Raw genomic sequence first — 24,276 nt, 5'->3', positions numbered from 1 at the left:
TTTATTATTAAGTTTACATAATATACATTATAGGAAGTTATGGTGGTTGATAAAAAAGCTAACTAGCCGTGCCCTTTCACAAACTCTTTTACCTAAAAATTAAAAACCCAGACACATTAGGTCTGGGTTTTTAATTTTTTTATTTAGGTTGCCAATAACATCTTTTTGGGGAAACAATTTTTTCTTCAGCTTTTAATTGTTTCATCGCTTTTTCGACGTCTTTCTTTTCAAGACCTGTTAACTCTACAATTTTACCATTGTTAAGAGGTTCTCCAGCATTTTTCATCGCTTCAAGAATTTTTTCTGTATTTTCCATGCTTAGCACCTCCTGTCTTCATTTATAATGACACTATCATAATTCATCTACCTAATATTGTCAAATAATAGGATAAAATATAACGTTTTTTAATCAGTCTTCGTTTTTAGAACCCTTAAAGACAGCGAAATTCGATTATTTAGATAACTGATCGATATAAGTTTTAATCAGCTGCTTGACTTCTATTTCCGTGAAACCAAGTTGTTCAAAACCGCCAAACTCACAATTAACACTCCCTTTAATACTTTTAAAAAGATCATTCACTAAATATTTTGACTTAGTGTACGTAACTCCATCTTCAAGTCGATAGTTATATTGTAATTCAATCTCTTTTAAAAGATAGGTCTTCTCATTCATTTTAATCTCTCCTTCTAATACCGATTCATTATCGTTTTCATCTTTCTATTATAGCAAATCGCCCCTATTTCGCTGACTTTTTTTATCAGACTAATCAAAACTAATCTTTCATCCTGAAGCGTTAATACTTAAACTTTTTTCTTAACGATTTTAAATAGTAAAAGAAAATGGATACTAATATAATCGAAACGGCTATCCCTATTCCTGTACTAAATGTATTATGAAGATGACTTGAAAACTCAGGTTCATCATTTAAAATAAAAGCTCTCATCGCATAATAAAGACTTCCTCCGGGTACTAATGGAATAACAGATGGCACTAAAAAGACAATAGCAGGAGATTTTAAAACACGGGCAAAGATTTCTGAATAAGCGGTTGCAAAAATTCCTGCAATTAAGTTACTTAAAAAAGCATCTTGATGAATAGAAAAGAGCCATAAATAAATGGTAATCGTAACCATTCCCCCAATCGTACCATAAATCAGTCTATCTTTCCTTACTCGAAAAAGGAGTGCAAACCCTAAACTCTCAATGGTTGCACTGATGATTAAAATCATATTTTCTTTCATTGTAATAGACCTCCCATAAAGTATAATGCTAATGAAAATCCACACGCAATGGCTGACGCAACTAAAATTGACTCAAAAAATCGCATTAAGCCAGCTAATAAATCTCTAGATAAAATCTCTCTAAAAGCTGTCATTATTCCAAGACCCGGGATTAAAACCATAATATCTCCAATCATTATCTTATCAATGTTTTTTCCAATCCCTAACTTAACTAATAAAATCGTCAGCATTCCAGCGAGCATGGAACACAATACCATATATAAGACCTGATTCATGTAATCTTTTTTAAAATAATTATCTAAGTAAAAAATAAAAGCTGCCACGATGGCAGATGGAACCATGTCGATGACTTCTCCTCCAAAGTAAATACAAGAACTTGTCGCAATAAGAATACAACCCAAGCAGACAGAAAAATTGATTGGAGGGCGAGATTGTTCCAATTCATTAATTTTTTCTCGAACTTCTATACAATTTGGTGCTGTCTCGCAAATCAGACGAGATAACGTATTCACGCCTTCTAACCCTTCAAGATTTGTACCATAAGAATATATTCGCCTCGTTTGCGTAATAATGTCACCATCAGTTGTTTGGATGGTCGCAATAATTAATGATCTGATCGCAAAAACATCAATTCGTTTAACTCCATATGCTTTGCAAATCCTAATAATAGAATCTTCAACACGTCCAATCTCTGCACCACATTTTGTTAGCTTCTCGCCAATATCTAATGCAAGCATTAAAACTTGCTGTGGATGATTCTTTTCTTCATTCATGACGACAACTCCTACTGTTAACTCTTCAATCTTAAACAAATGTTTTGTTAATCTTAACGTTCTATTATTAGTATTGACACAAAAATGGTGAATCATAACTAATTTTTACTAAGTCAGACTTTAAATGGCCTAAATTTATTTAACAAAAAAACCTATTAAATAAATTTAAGCCATTTACTTAATAGGTTATTCATGTCAATTTCTAAGCTCGTTTTATCATTTCTATTAGGAAAATAAACGTTTTTTAGCTGTGATGTTTCAAGATAGACTTCCCTCTCTTAGTAAACCTAGCTTAACTAACTGTGGCTTTATCCTCATTTTTACCTTTCACCAAACTTATTCCAATACCAAAAATAACGGTTAATAGGACAATCCCCCATCCCCCAGCAATTAGATTAGATACTGGATAACCATCATATGGTGTTGTTAAATTTGTGATTAAATAGGTCACACTAATAAATAAGAAGATAACTGGGCAAAGGTATTTGATGCAGGCACTCCACCACTTCCCATATTTAAAATCGGTATTACTGTTGAGATAGTCGCGGATTTTATCCGCTCCAAATACCCATCCTAAAGCTAAACATTCAACGAATCCAATCGCAATTAAATTAAAGTCATTCACAAAGTGATCCACAACATCTAACCAATAAAGTCCAGCCCGTGTCGCAAAAATTAGACTCGATGCAAATCCAATCACACATACCCATAACGTTGTTTTGGATTTATTCCATCCAAATTTATCAACCACCGCTGTAATAATAGCTTCAACAATCGAAAAGGCAGAATCAATTGCAAGGGTAAATAACATGATGAAAAAAACAAGAGAAAATAAAATGACTACCAAACGGCCACCCGGCATTTGAGCTAACGCCTCAGGATACGTTACAAAAGCTAGCATAATCCCCGTATGCTTCATTTGTGAAATCGGTGTTCCACTGACTGCTGATAAGTATCCAAGTGTCCCAAAGGCTGCGATTCCGGATAAAAAGCTAATTCCCGCATCTGCAAACCCAATGATCATCGCATCTTTTGTTACTTCTGCCTCTTTGTTTAAATAACTACCGTAGGCCACCATAATAGAAAATAAGATACTCAAACTAAAGAATATTTGACCGTAAGCTGCCGCCCACACATTAATATCTAGTAATGCTGACCAATCCGGAACTAAGTAATAACTCAAACCGTCAAATGCTCCCGGTAAAGTCATCGCACGAATAATTAAGAAAACAAGTAAAATAACAGGTAAAATAACGGTATACTTCACGACTTTCCCGACTGATGTGACTCCGTGACGGATACAATACCAAATGCAAACCCAAGCAAAAATAAGTGCTAAAAACACCACAGGACTAAAACCACCGAAATCAAACATTCCACTCGAAACCTGTAATACATCCCCCGTAAAGATATCAGCTGCCCCTTTTTCAATCCAAGGTGACTTAAATGACAGCGCCACATACTCAATGACCCATGCGACGACCACTGAATAATACGCACAAATACAAAATGCTGTTCCGACTCCCCACCAACCAATCCATTCAAACTTTTTATTCATTTTTGCAAAAGCACTTGGAGCACCAGACTGATATTTCTTCCCGATAGATAACTCAAGTGCTAATAATGGAATTCCAGCTGTTAGTAACGCCACAAAATAAGGAATTAAGAAGGCACCTCCCCCATTTGCATACGCAATCCCCGGAAATCGCCAAGCATTTCCAAGTCCAACTGCCGAACCAATGGCAGCCATAATAAAAGTACTTCTTGAACTCCATTGTTGTCTTGCCATACACTCATCCCCCCTGATTTCTAATCTATAATTAACTCTTCTTGATCATGATTTCCCCTTCATAATCAAACAATTAATTACTAATAATTGTAATTCAATGTTATTCTAACATATCTCATCAAAAACACAAGACACATTTTGGACATATTTATAAAAGAAAAAAATCGCTTTTCTCTAAAAAATAGAAAAGCGATTTTTAAATAAAATTTGAGAAACTCAAAGAATGATGCACACTTTATTCATGAAATAGCCTATGTACGAGAGTGCACTAAACAGACATGATTAAGATACTGTTACAAAAATGGAAGCAAATGAATCTACAATAATTCGATGTACTGTCCATATCCCGCTTCTTTCATGTTTGATTTTGGAATAAAACGTAAGGCAGCTGAATTAATACAATATCGTAAACCACCCGATGATAAGGGTCCATCATTAAACACATGACCTAAATGAGAATCTGCTTTTTGACTTCGCACCTCAATTCGATGCATCTGATGGGACCAATCGGCTTTCTCCTTAATCATACTCCGATGAATGGGCTTTGAAAAGGCAGGCCACCCACAGCCCGAATGAAATTTATCACGTGATAAAAAGAGGGGTTCCCCACTCACAACATCAACATAAATTCCTTCTTCAAAATGTTGATCATATTCATTAGTAAATGGAGGCTCGGTTCCATTATTTTGTGTCACTTCATATTGCATCGGAGTTAATCTAGCTCTTAACTCGTCTTGAGTTGGTTTTTGATACTTCATCTAACATTACACCACCTATAAAAAATTCATATGCTTTATTATCGCCCAATCAGTGAGTCCCTAATCTGTAAGTAGCTGAAAATAAAAACAGAGGGATTAAACATCCCTCTAGCGACCTATCTGGTTTCGATAAACTAATATAGCAAACTCAATTTCTGTATCAAGTGTTTGAACTGGGTTTAACTTCATTTGATCTTCTCGGCCTGTTTTATAATAATACGGTGTCATCATAAATAAGCTAACGATATCATGATTATTTGTAAGATGCATCATCTCTTTAATATCATGTCTTTCAATTAACTCAAAACCATCTACCTCTAAATTCTCAATGACATTTTCATAAGGCGTGTCATATACCGCTTTTTTTAACGACCATAAATGTTTCTCGAGTGGAATGACTTTAATCAAAAGTCCATCTTCTTTTAACGCACGTTGACATTCCTCACCTAAAAACGGAGCAAAAATAGAAATGATGATGTCACATGATTGATCCGCGACTGGTAAATCAGCAATACTTGCCACTGCTAATTCAATCTTTTTATTACGTTTGGCTGCATAATCAACGGCACACTTTGAAATATCAATCCCAAGCATCTTAATGTGCAAAGACTGCTCCGTTAAATGCTTTAGTATATGATCCGTATACCAGCCCTCACCACAACCAGCATCTAAGATTACATCCTGATCTTTGGCATGCTTGTTTACAACATCTTGCAGTTTTTCACGTAAAACATTGTAATAACCTGATTCTAAAAATTCTTTTCGGGCCTGAACCATTAATTTATCGTCACCATGACGCTTTTTTTTCGTTTGTTGTGACATTAAAAGATTAATGTATCCACTCTTTGCTCTATCAAAGTTATGTCCCTTGTGACATTTATAGCTTCTTTCTTCTACTACTAATTGGGTTTGACAAAGCGGACATATAAAATTACTGATCATGATCCATGAACCTCACTTCATAACTATATTTTTATCTTATTATATCATAACTGACGTAAAATGATTAAATTGACTATTCATTAAAGATTCTGTTTAATTCTGGTCATTTTTGAAGAATTTTAATTATTTCCATGGTGATGATTTATTTCAAAATTAAACCACACCTTAGCTCGTTGGTTCCAAACTTCATTTTCAATCAATCCATCATGAAAATCAGTTGCTTCAAATGAGCGTAAGAAATTAATATTGGCATTAAATCCTTCTTCAATCGACTGTACAATTAAACGAGCCCATATCGGTGCCACTTCATAAAGCGAGCTCTTGTACATCGTTTGTTTAAAATCCTCAACTGAATACAATGCAATATGATGACTAGCTTGCCACTTGCCATCTTCAAAACTTAAGATAGCATACTCAGCCCCACTCCACTGATTAAAATGGACTCCCGCTGCACCTGGATTTAACACCAGTGTCTGATTCACTTCTTTTTTCCAAGGTCGATGCGAATGTCCACAAACGAGTACTTCAGTTTGACAAGCTTGAACTGCTTCTAATAAACGATCTTGTTCTTTATCCTCATATAAGTGCTCACTAATATGAAAGGGTGATCCATGTACAATCCTGATACACCCACACTTCCCACACGACCTCACACACGAATCAGATAACCCTTTAATATACTCCACATTTTCTTTCGTTAACGTTTTCGCCGTCCATACGACACTTGCCATCTGTTCATAGTTTCTCCAGTGTTGGTTCTCACCTTTTAAATAACTCAAAACATAATCTTCACGATTTCCTTTGATCACCGTTGCATTTAGGGTCTTAATATAATCTAAAACCTCATTAGGTTGCGAACAGTCTGCGATTAAATCGCCTGCAATGATATAATCACTGATTCCTGCTTTATTTAAGTCGCGAATAATCGCCTTCAAGGCATGTAAATTCCCATGAATATCTGCTATCACACCTATTCTCATTTGACAATCCCCTTTCTAAGGCTTTTATTATATCAAAAAAGAGTCATAATTAAAAAATTACGACTCTTTTTTCTTATTTTATTGCGATTCCAAATTGGTTAACACTAATCGAGCGATGGTAAATGCCATATTCATATCGCTTTCATCGTGATTGGTCAATAAAATAACGGATACTTTATCTTCTTTATGATGCAAAAGCATGGAATGCCATCCAATCAAGTTACCAGGATGGGAAACCGTATTCTCAAGATACATATCAACGTACCACCCATAACCGTAATCCTTATTGCCAATTTTAGAATACGGTGTAGACATCATCTTAAAACTTTCCTCAGAAATCAACTCATTTTTAGCAAGCGCTCGATCATACTTAAACAAATCCATAACGGTTGAATGCAAACCACCTGAAGCATATCCAAACGAAGGATTCAAAATCTTCGCATTATAACCCTCTGCAATATTTCCATTATAAGCGGTTGCCATATTATCTAGTGGCACCGCATCCATATTTAATCCTGAATCTGTCATCTCGCAAGGCTCTAAGATATTAAGTCGAACATAATCAGCATAAGACATTCCTGTAATTTGCTCAATAATGGCCCCCAGAAGATCATAACCTAAATTTGAATAAATCGCATAGACTCCTGGTTCTTCATAATACAGATTATTTTCCTTAAAAGCATCTGCAATCACCTGATCAAGCGTCGTCGCCTGATTATAATTCGTCAAATCATCGCCTGAATAAAGAGCCGAGGTGTGGGTTAGCAATTGATGGATGGTAATTTCTTCTCCATGGGGTAACGTTGGAAAATACGTATCAATCGTTTGCTCAAGAGTCAATTGCCCACTTTCGACTAATTGTAAAATGCTAACAGCCACAAATGACTTTGAGACCGAAGCAATCTGAAACTTTTTATCAATTGTCATCGGTTCATGATTTTCAACATTAGCTAACCCATAACCTTTAACTAAAATTAAATCATCACCTGTTGAGACTAACGCTACTCCATTGAATAACTGCTCTTGCAAATAAGCATCAATTGATTTTGCAACGGTCTCATAATCCTTTGAAATTATTTCCGTCACGATTTCCTCTTCGACTGTTTCTTCTTGAGATGCTATATCTATAACATCACTCTCTTCTAGTGATGACTCCATTTTAAACTCTTCATGTCCACTTTTTTGACAACCACTCAATAATGCAGTAACGATTGCCACTGCCAAAGCTCTTTTATTCATAAATCCTCCCTTAAAACATCGACCCTATTCCTTCTAAACTCTAATATCCTCCCTTCGTTACTAGTTTATCATACGATTCAAAAAATTCATCTCTTTTCTGTCGATAATTGTCATTTTTGTACAATAATTTTATATCCCTTCCACAAATCTTTCTCACTATAGGATAGATCTTTAGATGACTGAATTCACATAAAAAAATAAAGATGAACAGACTCATCTTTACCTTTTTGTCTTTTAATATCCAAGTTGATGTTTAAATCGATTCACAATTTCAGAGCCTTTATAAACGGATAAATACTTTTCAAATAATAAACGATAACATGGTAACTTAGACTCATTTAAATCAAATGATAAATGAATCTCATTTGGGTCGACTTGAAAATTAACACCTTTATCATAACCATTTTCAATACCCAATGCATACGTTCCCCAATCAGAATAAACATAGCATTGATTTTGTAAAATATCGTCATCACTAATCGGTAATAAGTTTCCATTATCATCAAGTGTTGCTTTCACATTTTCAATCGGATTTATGAAATCAACATAAATATGCTTAATCTCACAATCTGCATTGACAACTTTGAATTGAATCTCATTATGATTTACTTCTTGTACCTCTAAACAGACATGATCATTTTGATAATACTTTCCTTCATGTGTCAGAGTTTGAATTCCTTCTTCACTTTCAATTGAAACTGATTTAAGATAATTAAATAACTTGTAAATCATGACTTTCACCTCAGCAATTTTGTATTTCTGAAGGATTACATAGTTTAATGAATAGCATGAGTCCATACAGCTACTTTCACGACCACCATTATCAGTTTGAAATAGATTTCAATTCTAATCCTATATGGCTTATTATATGTCTGATAAAAGTAGAATATTCTTTCTATAAAATGAAAAGTAGCGCAATGCGCTACTTTTTAAAATTAAATGTGTTAAACAGCTAATGGAATCACTCGCTCCCATGGAAAATGCGGTTGGCCAAAGTGTCCATACGCTGCTGTTTCTTTAAAAATCGGTTGACGTAACTCTAACATCTCGATAATCCCTTGAGGATGTAGTTTGAAGTTTTCCTTAATAATAGAAACTAATTTTTCGGTTGAAACTTTAGCTGTCCCAAAGTCTTCAATTAAGATTGAAGTAGGTTCTGCAACTCCAATAGCATAAGATAATTGAATTTCACATTTATCAGCCAGTCCATTTGCAACAAGATTCTTTGCAATAAAACGTGCCATATAGGCTGCACAGCGATCGACTTTTGTTGAATCTTTTCCTGAGAAAGCTCCCCCTCCATGGCGGGCATAGCCACCATATGTATCAACTATAATTTTACGTCCTGTTAAACCAGCATCCCCATCAGGTCCTCCAACGACAAAACGTCCTGTAGGATTAATAAATAAACGTGTTTTTTCATCCATTAACGTTGTCTCAATAATTGGAGAAATAACATGCTCTTTTAAATCAGTAACGATTTGAGCATGAGACACTTCTTCATCATGTTGAGTTGAAATGACAATCGTATCAATACGAACTGGCTGATTTTGTTCATCATATTCAACCGTTACTTGTGTTTTACCATCTGGTCTTAAATATGAAAGTGTTCCATTTTTACGAACTTCACTTAAACGTTTAGCCAGTTTATGTGCCAACGAAATCGGTAATGGCATAAATTCTTCTGTTTCACGGCAAGCATATCCAAACATTAACCCTTGATCTCCAGCTCCAATCACGGCTTCTTGCTCATCGAATTCTCGTGCTTCAAGTGATTCATTAACCCCTTGTGCGATATCTGGTGATTGAGCATTTAACTCAACCATGACACGACAGTTATTAGCATCTAATCCAATCTCTTTTGCTATGTAGCCAATTTCACGAATCGTTTCACGAACAACAGATTCAAAATCAACACTTGCCGTTGTTGTAATTTCCCCTGTTACTAACACTAAATCTTTAGATGCAACGGTTTCGCAAGCCACGCGAGCCATTGGATCTTGTGCTACGATGGCATCTAAAATAGCATCTGAAATCTGATCACAAACTTTATCCGGATGCCCTTCTGTAACTGATTCTGATGTAAATAATTTACGCTGTTTCATCGATGATTTCTTCCTCTCTTTTTTTACTTGATACTAATAAAGCAAGTTCCCTTAATACTTTACATGCCACTAACGTTGAGACATTCGATTGATCATAATGCGGACTTAACTCAACCAAGTCGGCTCCTACTAACTCAACCTCTGCGTTCTTAAGTGCCGTAAACACTGTTTCTAGCTCACGATAAGTAATGCCTCCCGCTTCTGGAGTTCCTGTTCCAGGGAAAATGGATGGATCTAACACATCTAAATCAAGTGTGACATACACTGGACATCCTTTTAAAGACTTCAGAACTTTAGCGACACTGTGAACCGTAAACGGCTCCATATAAGTATGGTAATCTTTTAATGCAAAATTAAACTCTTCCTTTGTTCCCGAACGAATTCCAAATTGAAAAATATGTCCATCCCCAAGTAAATCATGTATACGACGAATGACTGTCGCATGGGATAACGTCTCATTATGATACGTCTGACGCAAGTCTGTATGAGCATCAAAGTGAAGCACATGAATATCTTGATACTTTTCAAAAAGAGCCTCCATGACTGGAAGAGTAACCAAATGCTCTCCTCCAATCATCAACGGCTTTTTCCCTGCTTCTAATACTTCTTTTGTCACTTCTTTAATTTCTTCTAGACATTTTATTGTATTACCATTCGATAAATTGACATCCCCTAAATCACAAATCTTGAAGTCTTCTAAATCTAAATCAAGCAATGGACTGTAGGTCTCGATTCCTTCTGATTCACATCGAAGTTGTCCAGCCGCAAAACGTGTTCCAGGACGATAAGAGGTCGTTCCATCAAAAGGAGCCCCAAAGACAACCACTTCTGCTTCTTCAAAACTGACATCCATTGCCATAAACGTTGCACGATTACTTAATCGTTTTTGCATCTTCTAACATCTCCTTCACATAAGTTGGGAGCATAAATGACCCCATATGTAAATCTGTATTATAATACTTCGTTTTCAACCCTAAAGCTTGCCATTTATCTACTTTAGCATCTAGAAGTGGATCAAGCGTTTTAGAAGCAAAGCCAAATAACCAATGCCCTGATGGATAAGTTGGAATATGTGCTTGATACACTTTAGAAATTGGGAAAATTCGATGAATCTTCTCATGTGCTCGCTTCATTTCATGTGCATTATGAGCAAAATATGGACTTTCATTTTGATTCACTAAAATTCCATCTTTTGATAAAATACGATAGCAATTTTCATAGAATTCAGTTGTAAATAACCCTTCTCCAGGTCCAATTGGATCCGTTGAATCCACAATAATTAAATCATAAGTTCCTGATGTAGCGTTTGCTACCCATGCCACTCCATCTTCAAAGTATAAGTTCACTCGCTCATCCTCTAATTTAGAGGCCGTAATCGGTAAATATTCTTGTGAGGCTCGAACAACTAGCTCATCAATTTCAACCATATCAATCTTTTCGATTTGAGGATATCGTGTTAGTTCACGAACGGTTCCACCGTCACCGCCGCCGATTACTAGCACCTTTTTAATGGCTGGATTCACACACATTGGGGTATGTACAATGCAGTCATGATAAATAAATTCATCTTTCTCATTGACCATCATTAATCCATCTAACGTTAAAAATGTACCGAGTTCTTCACTTTTAAATACATCAACTTGCTGAAAATCTGATTTCTTTGAAAATAATTGCTTCTCAACCTTTACTGAGAAACGTACCTTATTTGTCCATTCTTCTGTATACCAAAACTCCATCTTGATCTCTCCTTATCTTTGTGACACTATCCAGCTTGTTCGACTGGTTTATGTGTAATTAATCCTAAATCTTCTTTACTATGTTTCTGAATTTTAGAGGTTAATCCTCTTGGAATTTCAATTGATTCACTAAATTCTGCTTTTAATAAGTCTTCTAAATATTCAAAACTCTTCCATGGATCAATATCGCCACATGTAAAGAAATCCGCTGAAGCAAATCCATACTCCGGCCAAGTATGAATCGTTAAATGAGATTCTGCTACGATAACAGCACCACTTACGCCCCATGGATTAAAATGATGGAAAACCGATTCAACAATCGTTGCTTTTGCTTCAATGGCTGCCTCATTCATTGATTTTTCAATATACATTGGATTCTTTAATACTTCTTTATCGCAATTATAGTATTCAACTAAAATATGGCGACCTAATGTTTCAACTTTATGCATCTTTTAGGACTCCTTTTTTGTTTATTTAATGACTAAAATGTGATCTAAATTTTTATCCGTTTGATCCGTTAAAAAAGCACCACTTTTAATTAACTGTTTTAAGGTTCGAATGACTTCATTTGTAATGAGTTCACCTGGTGCAATAATTGGAACCCCTGGGGGATAGGCTAAAATAGATTCTCCCGAAATTTTCCCTGATGATTCTTCAAGAAGAACTAACTCTTTCTCGCTAAAATAAGCATCACGAGGTGAGAGTTTAACTTCTGGTTCAATTTGTCGAGTAGGAATTAAATGACTTGTTTTAGCCTTCGTATAACGTTTAGATAACAAACGAAAAGCTTCAATTAAACGCTCAATATTTCGCTTAGAATCCCCTAAACTAATAATAGCTAAGACGTTATTTAAATCCGCCATTTCAAGTTGGATGGAAAATTCCTTCCACAACAAATCGTATACTTCAAAACCAGTCATCCCAAGTCCGGCAACATGGATTCCAAGTTTGGTCACATCAAATGGACGTTTAGAATCCTGAGGTTGAATGGTTTGAATTCCTGGAATTTGATTGAGTTGTTCTCTCGCATAATGACTTAAGTTAATGACATGACTTAATCGTTTGTTGCCATGTAAGACTAAATTTTGTCTCGCTCCATCTAAGCTTCCCATAAGTAAGTATGATGCGGATGTGGACTGGAGCATATTAATGACTTGTTGAACTTTCATGACATCCACTCGACTCGAATTGACAAGCATGGCTGATGCCTGTGTGAGTGCCCCACCTGTTTTATGGAGACTGACACAGGAAATATCTGCCCCAAGCTCCATCGCTGATGGAGGCAATCCCTCGTGAAACGGAAAATGCGCACCATGCGCTTCATCGACTAACACTAAAACATTTCGCTCATGACTGATCGTAATAATGGTCTTCAAGTCCGTCACAAATCCATAATACGTTGGATTGAGCAAAAAGACGGCTTTAATTTCTTCATCGCTCATTAATGCTTTTTTTATCTCCTGTGGATCCACATTGGCTGAAATTCCTTCTTTACTTCTAAACTCAGTCGGTAAATAAACAGGAATCGCACCACACAAAATCAATCCGTTAAGTGCAGACTTATGAATATTACGTGGTAATAAGACTTTATCACCTGGTTTTAAAACAGACATTAACATGCAATGAATCGCAGACGTTGTCCCATTTGTCATAAAAAAAGCAGCATCTGATTGATAGGCATCAGCAAGTAGAGCTTGTGATGCGGCAATGACCCCCTTTGGGTTAGAGACATTGTCTAGAAGTGGCAATGAATTGACATCTAATTTCATCAGCTCCGTTCCAAAATAGTCTCTTAGTACTTTCACCCCAACGCCTCGCTTGTGTCCTGGTACATCAAAAGCAGCAATATCTTTCTCACCATATTGTTTAAGAGCGTTAAGCAGTGGCAACTTTTGATGATGAGTTTTTTGAAATGCCAATTCTCTGTTCTCTCTCAATTCTTTTGCACTTAGTTGCAACACCTTTTTCCCTCCTTTCAATTAAAAATCTAAGAATATAACACGTTTTGTTTAGTATTTATAAACTTTTTGGGTAAAAAAATATATTTTTTTCCAAAAAAACAATAAATTAAACAACAAACAAAAAATATAAATACCCTAAAAAATACCTTCTAATCGGTGATTTTGATACCAATTATTGTTTTTTAAAGCATTTATACATCGATTAAATCCAACTTTCAGTTGAATTACGATTAGTTTATTATATAAATTTAATAAAATCAATACTTTTTTTGATATTTTTCTCACTTTTTACCTCAAGTAATAGAATACTAAACTTTTTGTTGTATTCAATTTTCACAACTAACACTATACGTAAACAAAAAAATCACCGCTATTTAAGCGGTGATTTACACAGGCCAACCCTCTTTACAACATACATTTGTTCATCACATAAAGTGACAAATACATTAATTCGTTCATTTTCTTCTATCACTAGTGCTGATATCAAACTAGTCTAGGCTGGCATTTTTTTGTTTTAAAACTTCTACTAAATCCTGTTTTTCTTTTGATAACTCTTCAATTTGCTTTCGTGCCTTTTCATTCACTTCTTCAAGTTCTATAGCAGCCTGCTTCTTCATTTCCAATTGCATTTCACTCAAGGCTAACTGATGATTTCGTCTCTCGAATTCAAACTCCTGTTGAAGCGTTTGGATTGCTATTCTTTTCTCTTCTTCCATCTTCACTTTCAAATTTTGTTGTTCTTCTATCTCTTTTTGTAACTGGAATTCTTGGCGTTTAATTAACGCTTCTTGATCCTGAACCAACGCCTTTAACTTCACCGACTCCTCAAGCACCTGATTTGCCGCTTCTATTTTAGCTTGCGAATCAGCAAATACTTTCTCTAACTGACTATTTTTATCTTTTAATAACTGATTTAACTCACGAATATTCTCTTGCTCCTCTTTTAAGACACCAAAATCCTGAGACATCTTCTTGAGTTTATCCTTTAAACCCTGTAATTCTTTATCTTTTTGCTCTATAATCTCCAATTTTTCGTTTAGAGCCGCAATTTCTTCCTCTTGTTTATGTCTTAAGATTGATTCCTTATTTTTAATCTCTAATTCACGCACTTGAGTTCGCTCAAACATATTAATATAAATATCATTCATACGTTTTGTAATTCGTTGTAATTCTTCTAAGTCTTGATTAAACTGAGTGGATCCATCTCCAATTTGCGCTAACTCAAACTGTGACACCATGACTTCCATTAATTCTTTGTTATTAATCCCATTTTCTTGCGCTAAAACGAGAAACTTCTGCTTTAATTCCTCATCAATTCGCACACTTAATACTGCATCTGCCATCTATCTTCACCTTTTTCCATCGCACTTTTTTCTTTATTATACCCTATTTTTTTATTTTTTGCTACCACCCCTATTCCATGTGCACAAAAGTATACATAAGTATACAAACTCATACACCGACGTAAATAACGTGTTTACAATAGTATACGAAAGTATACACAAAAACTACGATAAGTTTATATTCAATATAACTTTTATTATATTGAATATAAAAAATAGCAAAAAAAATAAAAACAGAAAAAGGGATGAAAGAAAAAAATAAAGAGACCACAAAAGAAGAACAAGAAAAAAGCGAAGAGATGAGTTAAAATATGGAAATTTATTATTTACTTATAAAGAAATAGCATGAGGGATAAAAAATGCAGTCAAATAGTGATAGTTTAAGTCCTATGTTAACATTGGAGAAAAAACGACTAAACAATTCCGATCATGATGATGAAAATTGCAAAAATCGAATTTCGAAGCGACGTGTTATTTAACTCATAAAATTATAAAGATACACTCAAAATACTTGCTGAATAAAAGCTTGTTATGTTTGGATACAAGAAGCTAAGCTACTCATTTAGAATTACTGTCACACGTGAATCCTAATAACAAAGAAAATAGATGCGTTATAAAACAATTAAAATTCATTTAGAATAAAAACGAGTTAGTGTTCGACGCTAAAAAAACAAAAGAAAAGGATGAATAACTACATAAGTGACGTGAGAATACCGTTGATAGTCCCAAATCTGATTGTAAAAACAAATCGAAAACTCCTAGCTATTCCCTTAAGCGCTCAAGATAAACATTGTCTTCTTTTGAGCAAAAAGAAGCAATCTCACTCAAAATCTTCACAGCCCCGGGCGTATCACTTCTATGCAAAAATAAGTTAGAACTTCCGAACTATAAAAAAATCCTAATTCTCTATCGCCCCTCCTACTTCAAGCAGTCACATTTTTGAACAGTAAGCTAAAAAGGAGACCCTTATAAAAAAGCGTCTCCTTTTTCTTCTAATAATTCTTAGGAAGATTAAATTCTAAAACATCATACCCTTGTTCTCTCATTTGTGCTAACAATTCTTCAAGATTAGCTGCTTTAAGATATCTAAAATCTGATTTTAATTTACTTTCATTAACAATCCAAATTTCATCATGAGGATAGTAATGATCAATAATTTTAAAATGCCGCTCCATCTCCTCATCCCCCCTTTAAAAAGTAGCAACCAGAACTGAAATATTAAATCCTGAATCATCATAATCTCCCCATGATTCCCAAACAACGTCTTTATCCTGAATCACTTGATGGCGGTGTCTTGAATACTCGTCAATCAATAAAGAAATCCCTTCTTTCGTTTTTCCTGAGTGAACTAAACTCTGAACTTTTCTAATATTCTCTGTCAGTTGCGTAACCAATACACGAGGTAAATGGTGTGAGCATACATCTTGACGTAATTTTGATGGTTCTAATAAGATACGAATCACTAACTCCGCCTGAGCTCTCCCACTAAATAATTCTTTGTAATTAGTTCCTTGAGTCACCAAAACTAATTCATTCTCTTTGTGTTCATAACATCCCTTTTCAAGAGGATAATCTTGATACAATTCAAAAGGAAGTCCCTTTTCTTCGATTAAACGCTTCATCTTTTTTTGTAAAATCCAAGTGACATCACGGCTAACCATAAATTCATATTTAGGATATTCCTGTTTGATTTCCTCTAATGCCATAAAAAAAATCTCCTGGCCAATCATCACACACATCACCCTTATTCCTAAATCCCTTCTAATACATCCTATTCAAAACGAAAGAGGAATATTTCAATAAATTAAAACGTTTTCTCTATTTTTCTGTGATTCGCTTCATATAATCCATCATCAGACCAATTAATAAGATAACGCCACAACACGTTATAAAAATTGACGCATGATTCAAATGATTCATTGCAATCCCAATCGATGCCCAAATAATGACAGACGGATAAATAAAGTCCTGTTGTGTTGACAAAATAGTAATTGCGATAAATCCAATAAACATTAAAAGAAAAATTGTCCAAAACGTCTCAGATAATCCGAATAATTCAACACCCCAACGACTCTTTAACACAATCAAAGTTTCAATCAAACTAGCAATTGAAATCCAACTTAAATAAACGGATAATGGCACTCTAAAAAAAGATGATTTACTAGTGGCATGTCGGCAAGAGATATAACTGAATACAGTCATTAATAAAGAACCTATGATACAAAAAACTGCAATTGGTTGACCAACCAACAACGATCCTCCAGCAAAGCAAAATACTAACGGGATAAAGCGACTCACTTTTTGATATGCAACATCGTATTCAGTAGACTTAAAGCCAAATCTTATAATCCAAATCCCAAATAATAAATAGATGATAATCCAAATCAAAAACGCGTAAGGTGCTGGGGTAATAAGCGGTTGAGCTCCCGCTACACTGAAGGCTGTTTTTCCATTAATAAAAAAAGAACAAACTAATAAAAATACATAACTAACCACATTAAAAAAAGTAAAAATAAATTTCTTATTCATCCCATTCTCTCCTATTTCATAAGACTTATACTTAAGCTTATGTTAAAACCTATCAAAGTCGAACTGATTTATAAAAAAATGACAACATAAATGAATAAATCTAAGAGTTGATAGATCATATAATCTACACAATATCTTTTACTTAAAGGTAGCGCTCATCTAAAAGTTTATCTCTCACTTAGCTTTCTGTTAACAACTTTATTCATTTGAAGAATGACTTATTCTTTTTTATTATCCTCTAACATGAAAAAAAGATAATTCCTGTTGAATACAGAAATTATCTTTACTAAATGGCGCTTATATCATGTTTTTAATAAGAGAACCTATTTTGATAACTTAAGATTTTTAATCGACTGATAAAGAAACATCGTCTATATTTACTGCCTCGATGCCGGCATTACCATATACGAATCTCACTTCTATTTGTTCAGTGCCAGCAGGTGCTTGCGAAGTAATACCACGATAATATGAGAAAATACTTTCACCTGTTGGAAGATCCCCACTTCTTATCGGAATTGTTAACCCAACTACATTAGAAGGTAAAAAAGTTACAGTAGCAGTTAGTGGTCCGCCAGTCCCCTGAGCGTTAGCAAAGAATGAAAACTCATAGTAACATCGACTATCATCAGAAACGTCTACTGTCTGTGTTAAAGTAGTATTACCTGATAATCTAACAGCTGATTGTCCTGAGTGAACTCGCCCCTGGGAAATTTGGCTAGCAGTTGTACCAGTAACAGTCCAATCAGTTGGAACCTCTGCTGCTGTAAAAGATTCAAATCCTGGATTATCTAATAACTCTCCTGAAGATTGACATTCACAGTTTCTAGTTGGTTCTTGTGATTCGTGTTTACAGCGGCAATGACAATCGCGATCCATTCCATCATTTCCTGTTTGAACAATAAAGTAATTTGGCATTGTAACACCTCGTTTTAAATTTTTACTTTCAAGCTTAGATTCATAAGCTAAGATACTATATTCAAAGAAACTATCTGGTGTATAGACATAATCATTTACTTTAAGATTTTTTTATTTTAAGCTAATTTCCTATATTCGAAGAACCTATTTGAAGTAAAAAAACTCGTAGCAAATAAACTTCAAATTCGTCTATTTGCTACGAGCCTATAAGATAAAAGGACTACAACATAAATTTTATCGAACCTTATTTTCATTGTAAAAATTAAAATAAATCATCAATATGAATATAGTCCCCTGCATTATCTTTTAATTTATCTATCGAATGGACGTATCGATTGGTTGTCGCTATATTTTGATGAGCCGCAAAATCTCGAACTTTTTCAATACTTGCCCCACCTGTAATAGCAAGGGTAATTGCCGTATGCCGAGTTGAATGAACTTTTAAATGTTTATCTATCCCAGCCTTTTTACAAGTTGATTTCAACATATAATTCAAAGAGCTTGGATCAAGTTTCTCATTATTCCTTTTATTACGAGAGTGGCCAATAAATAAATATGATTCTGCATCCTGGATCATATCACGATTAGTGCGCTCGATATATTCTTCAATCAACCGCTTCAGACTCGACTGAATTTTTACCATATCTTTTTTATTTCCTTTTCGCATGACATGAATGACATCATACTCACCATATGTCGTAATATCTTTTAATTTAATATTAATCATTTCAGATTTACGAAGTGCAGTCGTAAGTGCTAAGACGATAATGGTTTTATTACGAAGTTCCACAATTTTTCTTGTATCAAAGATTGAGATCAGTCGTTGACACTCATCCTGAGTTAAAAACTCTGTTTCCTTATTATTCACCTTTGGCTTTTCATCTTTCAAATTTCCAAACGGGTTAAAATAAAGTAATGATTTTCCCGTTCGATTATCTTGATATTTTAATAGCCACTTATACAAAGAGCTCAGTGAAGAGACCTTGCGATTGATCGTAGCAGAAGCACATCCTTTTCCTTTTAAATCAAGTAAATAATGTTCGACATCAAACATATTAACTGCTATGATTTGTTCTAATTGAATCTGTTCAATATAATCAACTTGAAAAAAATCCAAAATGTCTCTTTCATATGAAATCGCAGTGTAGTGACTACTGCTTGCTTTTAAATTTAAAAAGTGACGAATAAAGTGTACTTTTTGAGATTCGCCGACGGCTCTATTTTGTGATAAAACTATCTCCATTCTACTCACCATTCTCCTGTTTATTCCACATTTAATCATATCACAACTTAAAAATTTTTGGATAATAAAAAATAAAATACCACAAATAACCACTCATCATTTAGAATGATTTAATCTTAAAAATTTGTTTGGCATTTAACCCCATTAATTTTTCGTAATCCGTATGACTTAAAGAATTTTTCAGGTCATAAAAATAATCTTGATAAATACGCTTTCCAAGAGTCTCCAATCCATCAATCGGATTATCACTTCCGAACATGATTTTATCCACTCCACAAACTTTGATGGCTTTAAGGGTATCTTTTGCATTAACCCAAGTTGTATCACCATAAAGATTCGGTAACTTTGAAATCAGTTTAATCGCTAATTCATGATCCGTTCCGAGCCCTAAATGCACCATCACAAAATTCAAATCAGGATATCGCTTGGCTACCTCATAAACATGTAACGGTGTTGAATACGGATCGTTTGCGGTATGAGTCACAATTGGAAGCTGATATTTTCGTGCCAACTCAAAATAAGGAATCATCCGTTTATCATCAAATGCCACCCTTGAATGATAAGGATGAACTTTTAAACCATAGATAACCGCTCGATTTTCTTCAATCAATGCCTCTAAAGAGGCATCAACCGCTTCAAGCAACGGTTTCACCCAGATTAAAGCACCTAATCGATTGGGATGCTGCTTTACAAACTTCAATACTCTCTCATTACTCTTTAGTTGTGAATGTTGAGAGCAACTTGGAATGAGTACTTGTTCATGATCAACTTCTGAAGATTCAACATTCGAAACTAAGCAAAAATCAATCGCATATCGTTCCATTGAATCTAGTAATACGGTTTCTGAGAGCTTAAAATTTAACATTTCCCCTATATGAGCATGCGAATCAATAATCATACTTCCACCTCGTTTTATTTGATGGACTTATTATACAATAAAAACAGAGATGGGTCACCTCTTGAAATATGAGAAAGAACGGTTTAAAAATGCACCTTAAATCCTAAATAACAAAACAAACAATATCCTTATATAATATAGAAAGAAAAAAAGCTTCCAAATAGAAGCTTTTAAAACGTATCTTTAAGTTTTATTCCTAGATAAATTTCACCAACCGCTGTGACAATAAGAGCCGTTCCAATCAAATACGGTGCTGTCATTAGTACTGTGAACGGTTGAAAGACCACAATGACACCAAATAAAATTAAAATCACATTATAAACTGTATAAGCATTTAACCCAAAATATCCTCTAGTCAATGACATCAATAACAAATAAATACCACGAACTAAGACCCAAATTCCGTAAGAGAAAATTAAAATATTAATCGTTGATAAGGGATAGAGCCATAAAACTAAGCCAAATAAGATATTAATGATTCCATTAAAAATAAAGAACCATCTTTCTTCCCGTCCACTTGTCCGAATAATCGTTGAAATGCCCACAATTACAAATAGTACGGCAATAATCGTGCTCATACTCATAATCGTTTCTATTGGGAAGATAAAGAACAAGATTCCAAGAACCCCAAAAATAATCCCTTCTATCACAAACATTTTTTCTAAAAATGATGACATCAAAAATCCTCCTTCTTATTTAAACGCCTCACATCGATGTGCCACTTCACCACTTGCTTTTGCTAACGCAAGTTCAATGCCACTATCATCAATTTCAGTTCCCTGAATGAGTAACGGTTCAATACACTCAATTCCTAAAAAACGAAAAACATCATAAAGATACGTAATTCCATGATTGACACGAGTTCCAACGAACGGAATACTCATACTTTTAAATGGGTAAATATCAGCAGATGATTGAATATAAATTGCCTTTCGTTTTTTAGTATGAAGTAGGCCTTTTACCCCTTTAGGAGAAATAGAAATCGTTTGGTCATTTAAAATCAAACAATCTAGGTATTGCTTTAATTTATAAGGGAATGATAACGTCCACATCGGTGCTGCAATGACATAGCGATCGGCACTCTTAAATTGGTCACACAGTTGTTGCATCCGATTGACAATGTTTTGATCTTGCTCACTTAACTGTCTAAATCGGTCGCCATTAACAAGGGTAGCGCGTGATAAAAAATGGTGATCATTTGGTTGTGGAATAGCATCATGAAAAACATTAATTTCTTCAATCACATACTCAGGATGCTGCTCTAAAAAACAATTTAAGAAAATACGTGCACCTCGTTGACAACTCGATAAAGATTCCGGCTTCGAACTTGCAACAATATACAATAACTTTTTCATAGAAAAGACACTCCTTATGATATACCTATTTTTAGTATGTCTCGTTTTTTCACCCTTATAACCTTAATTTATAAAAAGTTGTATTGAAACGATTCAACGTGTAATGGGTTACACTCTTAAAAGCCCTTTCTTATCCTGATTTTCTTCGCTATAATGAAAACAACAGTATGATAAGGGGGATTTAGACATGAGAAAGATGCAAACATTCGAAGCTTATGTGGATCAATATGAAACAATTACCGTTTATTTAAAAAAGACGTTTTATAATGGGGAAAGCTCTACTTTCCGTTTAAAAGATGAAAATTCAGCCTCAGTTGAATTAGAAATCCTTGAAAAAGTTGAAGATGGAGATTACGTTAAATACTTATTAAAATCTCCAAGCTTAACATTTGGTGGAGAGTATCGTGTGGCAGATGACCATAATTTACAAACGCCTTTACAATTTGGATATGTCGTCCGTACAAAAGAATTCGATGAAGAATTCTACTACGCGGGTGATGATTTAGGAACAACATACACAAAAGAAGCGACAATCTTTAAAGTATGGGCACCGATTGCAAATCGTGTAAAAGTGGATATCAAAGTTAAGGGTGATTATCAAACTTATGATTTATCACGTGAAGAAAATGGAGTATGGACTGCAACCGTTAAAGGTGACTTAGAATTAGCCTCATATGTTTACCTCGTTAAAGTTAATGGAACATGGAATGAGGCAACTGATCCATATGCCATTGCGTCAACTCCAAATCATAAACGTACAGTGATCGTCGATCCTGAAAAAATTAAAATTGACTCTAATCGCGAGATGGCACCAAAAGTACAGTCATATACCGATGCAATTATTTATGAAATGCACGTTCGTGACTTCTCAGTTCATAAAAATTCAGGAATTAAAAATGTGGGTAAATTCTTAGGAGTTGTTGAGGAAGGAACTCGCACAAGCCGTGGGACTTTAACCGGTCTTGATTATTTAGTTGACTTAGGTGTTACACATATTCAGTTATTACCGACTTACGATTTTGGATCAGTCGATGAATTAAATCAATTCGAAACTTATAACTGGGGGTATGATCCAGTTCAATACAACGTCCCAGAAGGTTCTTACGCAACAGATGTTTTAAATCCTTATTCACGCATCATTGAAATGAAACAAATGATTGCTAAACTTCATGAAAAAGGATTCCGTGTCACAATGGATGTTGTTTACAATCATATGTTTGATGCCGGATCATCAGCCTTTGAAAATATTGTGCCTAACTACTACTTCCGCCTAGGTGAAAATGGTGAAGTTTCAAATGGTTCATGGTGCGGAAATGACGTTGACTCGTTACGTCCAATGTGCCGTAAATTCATTATTGACTCAACAAAAATGTGGATTCGTGATTATGGATTTGACGGATTCCGCTTTGACTTAATGGGAATTTTGGATATCGATACGATGAACCAACTAACAGAAGAATGCCAGGCGATTGATTCATCTGTCATGGTATACGGTGAAGGATGGAATATGCCAACGTTAATGGATGATGAATTAAAAGCGATGATGTTCAATAATGAAAAAATGCCAAAAATTGCGCACTTTAATGACCAATTCGGACGTGGAATTAAAGGATCACCTTTTGAAACAGAAATGTCTGATATTGGATACGGTCTTGGATACACAGGAGAAATTAATCGTGCGATGAACGTCATAGCGGGATCATGCACTTCTATTGGAACAAAACCAGTCTTTAAAGAACCAACCATGACGTTAAACTACGTTGAGTGTCATGATAACATGACACTATTTGATAAAATTATGTTATCAAATAAATGCGAATCATTAGAAACTCGATTAAAACGTCAAAAAATGATTACCGCTTTAATCTTAGTCTCTCAAGGGATTGCCTTCTTACATGCCGGTCAAGAATTTAACCGTACAAAAGACGGAGACCATAATTCTTATACGTCACCTGATAGTGTGAATAAACTAGATTGGGACCGCAAAGACGAATACATTGAAACAGTCGAATTCGTAAAAGGATTCATCAAATTACGTAAAGAATTAAAAGCTCTTCGCTTAAACACAGCAGAAGAAATAAAAAAACACGTGACTGTACGTAGTCTTGAAAATCGTGTGATTGAATACACGATTTCTAATGTACAAGCTTATGGACCATACGAAGAAATTAAAGTATTCATGAACCCAACACATACCTCAATTGATATCAAACTAAAAGATGATTATCAATTAATTGCCAATCAGGCTGGTGTCCTAACGGAACAAAACTCAGTCAATGAATTAACAGTTGATTCAATTGAATTAGTTGTTTTAGCAAAATAAAACAAAAGCCTTTAGGTCTTATGAAAACCTAAAGGCTTTTTAAATATTCGTTAAGAGACTCTGACCGTAACGGTGACAGGGAAAAACCCGCTTCAATTAGTTTAGTTTTACTCAATCGGCTATTGAGTGGCCTCTTGACTTTTGCC

25 protein-coding genes are annotated in these 24,276 nt (G+C 34.7%); 1 reads left to right on the top strand and 24 read right to left on the bottom strand.

The features are described from left to right. Positions 1-139 precede the first annotated feature (139 nt). The 24 genes from J6D32_RS10755 to J6D32_RS10640 all read right to left on the bottom strand — a co-directional run bounded on the left by J6D32_RS10755 (position 140) and on the right by J6D32_RS10640 (position 21,807). Positions 140-316, bottom strand: coding sequence for a hypothetical protein (locus J6D32_RS10755; protein ID WP_006784678.1), 177 nt, complete (start codon positions 314-316; stop codon positions 140-142). 135 nt (positions 317-451) lie between these two features. Continuing rightward, a complete protein-coding gene (locus J6D32_RS10750) occupies positions 452-673 on the bottom strand; it encodes a hypothetical protein (protein ID WP_006784679.1) in 222 nt (73 codons plus the stop codon). Positions 674-794: 121 nt separating this feature from the next. Beyond that, entirely contained in the window at positions 795-1,241 is a 447-nt protein-coding gene (locus J6D32_RS10745) for a threonine/serine exporter family protein (RefSeq protein ID WP_006784680.1), read from the bottom strand. Next, positions 1,238-2,014, bottom strand: coding sequence for a threonine/serine exporter family protein (locus J6D32_RS10740; protein WP_006784681.1), 777 nt, complete (start codon positions 2,012-2,014; stop codon positions 1,238-1,240). The genes J6D32_RS10745 and J6D32_RS10740 overlap by 4 nt, the downstream gene beginning before the upstream one ends. Before the next feature lie 292 nt (positions 2,015-2,306). Continuing rightward, a complete protein-coding gene (locus tag J6D32_RS10735) occupies positions 2,307-3,803 on the bottom strand; it encodes a sodium-dependent transporter (RefSeq protein ID WP_155223595.1) in 1,497 nt (498 codons plus the stop codon). 317 nt (positions 3,804-4,120) lie between these two features. Continuing rightward, positions 4,121-4,561 carry a peptide-methionine (R)-S-oxide reductase MsrB gene (gene msrB / locus J6D32_RS10730; protein WP_009607059.1) on the bottom strand — a complete coding sequence of 147 codons (441 nt, stop codon included), beginning with the start codon at positions 4,559-4,561 and terminating at the stop codon, positions 4,121-4,123. A 108-nt stretch (positions 4,562-4,669) separates the two neighbouring features. Continuing rightward, positions 4,670-5,503 carry a putative RNA methyltransferase gene (locus J6D32_RS10725; RefSeq protein WP_006784684.1) on the bottom strand — a complete coding sequence of 278 codons (834 nt, stop codon included), beginning with the start codon at positions 5,501-5,503 and terminating at the stop codon, positions 4,670-4,672. A gap of 119 nt (positions 5,504-5,622) precedes the next feature. Next, positions 5,623-6,483 carry a metallophosphoesterase family protein gene (locus J6D32_RS10720; protein WP_147633428.1) on the bottom strand — a complete coding sequence of 287 codons (861 nt, stop codon included), beginning with the start codon at positions 6,481-6,483 and terminating at the stop codon, positions 5,623-5,625. 78 nt (positions 6,484-6,561) lie between these two features. Continuing rightward, on the bottom strand, positions 6,562-7,722 hold the full coding sequence (locus tag J6D32_RS10715) for a serine hydrolase domain-containing protein (protein ID WP_155232250.1): 1,161 nt from the start codon (positions 7,720-7,722) through the stop codon (positions 6,562-6,564). 234 nt (positions 7,723-7,956) lie between these two features. After that, positions 7,957-8,454, bottom strand: a complete 498-nt coding sequence (locus J6D32_RS10710) for a hypothetical protein (protein WP_006784687.1) — start codon at positions 8,452-8,454, stop codon at positions 7,957-7,959. 212 nt (positions 8,455-8,666) lie between these two features. Beyond that, the gene (gene metK / locus J6D32_RS10705) at positions 8,667-9,827 is read right to left on the bottom strand and encodes a methionine adenosyltransferase (RefSeq protein ID WP_006784688.1); all 1,161 of its coding nucleotides are present in this window, start codon (positions 9,825-9,827) and stop codon (positions 8,667-8,669) included. Further along, positions 9,814-10,719, bottom strand: coding sequence for an agmatinase (speB, locus tag J6D32_RS10700; protein ID WP_006784689.1), 906 nt, complete (start codon positions 10,717-10,719; stop codon positions 9,814-9,816). Before speB ends, metK begins: the two co-directional genes overlap by 14 nt. Further along, positions 10,700-11,563 carry a polyamine aminopropyltransferase gene (speE, locus tag J6D32_RS10695; protein WP_006784690.1) on the bottom strand — a complete coding sequence of 288 codons (864 nt, stop codon included), beginning with the start codon at positions 11,561-11,563 and terminating at the stop codon, positions 10,700-10,702. The genes speB and speE overlap by 20 nt, the downstream gene beginning before the upstream one ends. 26 nt (positions 11,564-11,589) lie before the next feature. After that, entirely contained in the window at positions 11,590-12,012 is a 423-nt protein-coding gene (speD, locus tag J6D32_RS10690) for an adenosylmethionine decarboxylase (RefSeq protein ID WP_006784691.1), read from the bottom strand. Between the two features lie 21 nt (positions 12,013-12,033). Then, positions 12,034-13,524 carry an aminotransferase class I/II-fold pyridoxal phosphate-dependent enzyme gene (locus J6D32_RS10685; protein WP_238526658.1) on the bottom strand — a complete coding sequence of 497 codons (1,491 nt, stop codon included), beginning with the start codon at positions 13,522-13,524 and terminating at the stop codon, positions 12,034-12,036. A 488-nt stretch (positions 13,525-14,012) separates the two neighbouring features. Continuing rightward, complete coding sequence (locus tag J6D32_RS10680; RefSeq protein ID WP_006784693.1) at positions 14,013-14,867, bottom strand: coiled-coil domain-containing protein; 855 nt, start codon at positions 14,865-14,867, stop codon at positions 14,013-14,015. A gap of 992 nt (positions 14,868-15,859) precedes the next feature. Next, the gene (locus J6D32_RS10675; protein ID WP_055165563.1) at positions 15,860-16,042 is read right to left on the bottom strand and encodes a hypothetical protein; all 183 of its coding nucleotides are present in this window, start codon (positions 16,040-16,042) and stop codon (positions 15,860-15,862) included. Between the two features lie 15 nt (positions 16,043-16,057). Next, complete coding sequence (locus J6D32_RS10670; RefSeq protein WP_006784695.1) at positions 16,058-16,573, bottom strand: hypothetical protein; 516 nt, start codon at positions 16,571-16,573, stop codon at positions 16,058-16,060. Positions 16,574-16,685: 112 nt separating this feature from the next. Continuing rightward, complete coding sequence (locus J6D32_RS10665; protein WP_006784696.1) at positions 16,686-17,396, bottom strand: TspO-related membrane protein; 711 nt, start codon at positions 17,394-17,396, stop codon at positions 16,686-16,688. A 345-nt stretch (positions 17,397-17,741) separates the two neighbouring features. Then, positions 17,742-18,311 (bottom strand): hypothetical protein, encoded by a 570-nt coding sequence (locus J6D32_RS10660; RefSeq protein ID WP_287467671.1) that lies wholly within the window; start codon positions 18,309-18,311, stop codon positions 17,742-17,744. A 262-nt stretch (positions 18,312-18,573) separates the two neighbouring features. After that, positions 18,574-19,554 (bottom strand): tyrosine-type recombinase/integrase, encoded by a 981-nt coding sequence (locus J6D32_RS10655; protein ID WP_006784698.1) that lies wholly within the window; start codon positions 19,552-19,554, stop codon positions 18,574-18,576. A 100-nt stretch (positions 19,555-19,654) separates the two neighbouring features. Beyond that, positions 19,655-20,452 carry an amidohydrolase family protein gene (locus J6D32_RS10650; RefSeq protein WP_006784699.1) on the bottom strand — a complete coding sequence of 266 codons (798 nt, stop codon included), beginning with the start codon at positions 20,450-20,452 and terminating at the stop codon, positions 19,655-19,657. Positions 20,453-20,622: 170 nt separating this feature from the next. Next, entirely contained in the window at positions 20,623-21,129 is a 507-nt protein-coding gene (locus J6D32_RS10645) for an HdeD family acid-resistance protein (RefSeq protein WP_006784700.1), read from the bottom strand. A 15-nt stretch (positions 21,130-21,144) separates the two neighbouring features. Further along, entirely contained in the window at positions 21,145-21,807 is a 663-nt protein-coding gene (locus J6D32_RS10640) for an FMN-dependent NADH-azoreductase (RefSeq protein ID WP_006784701.1), read from the bottom strand. Between the two features lie 187 nt (positions 21,808-21,994). Here J6D32_RS10640 and pulA point away from each other — a divergent pair, with 187 nt between their 5' ends. Beyond that, on the top strand, positions 21,995-24,130 hold the full coding sequence (gene pulA, locus J6D32_RS10635; protein WP_006784702.1) for a type I pullulanase: 2,136 nt from the start codon (positions 21,995-21,997) through the stop codon (positions 24,128-24,130). Positions 24,131-24,276 lie beyond the last annotated feature (146 nt).

Source organism: Turicibacter sp., assembly GCF_017941855.1.
GTDB lineage: Bacteria > Bacillota_I > Bacilli_A > MOL361 > Turicibacteraceae > Turicibacter > Turicibacter sanguinis.
This window is presented reverse-complemented; position numbering and strand designations above follow the sequence as displayed.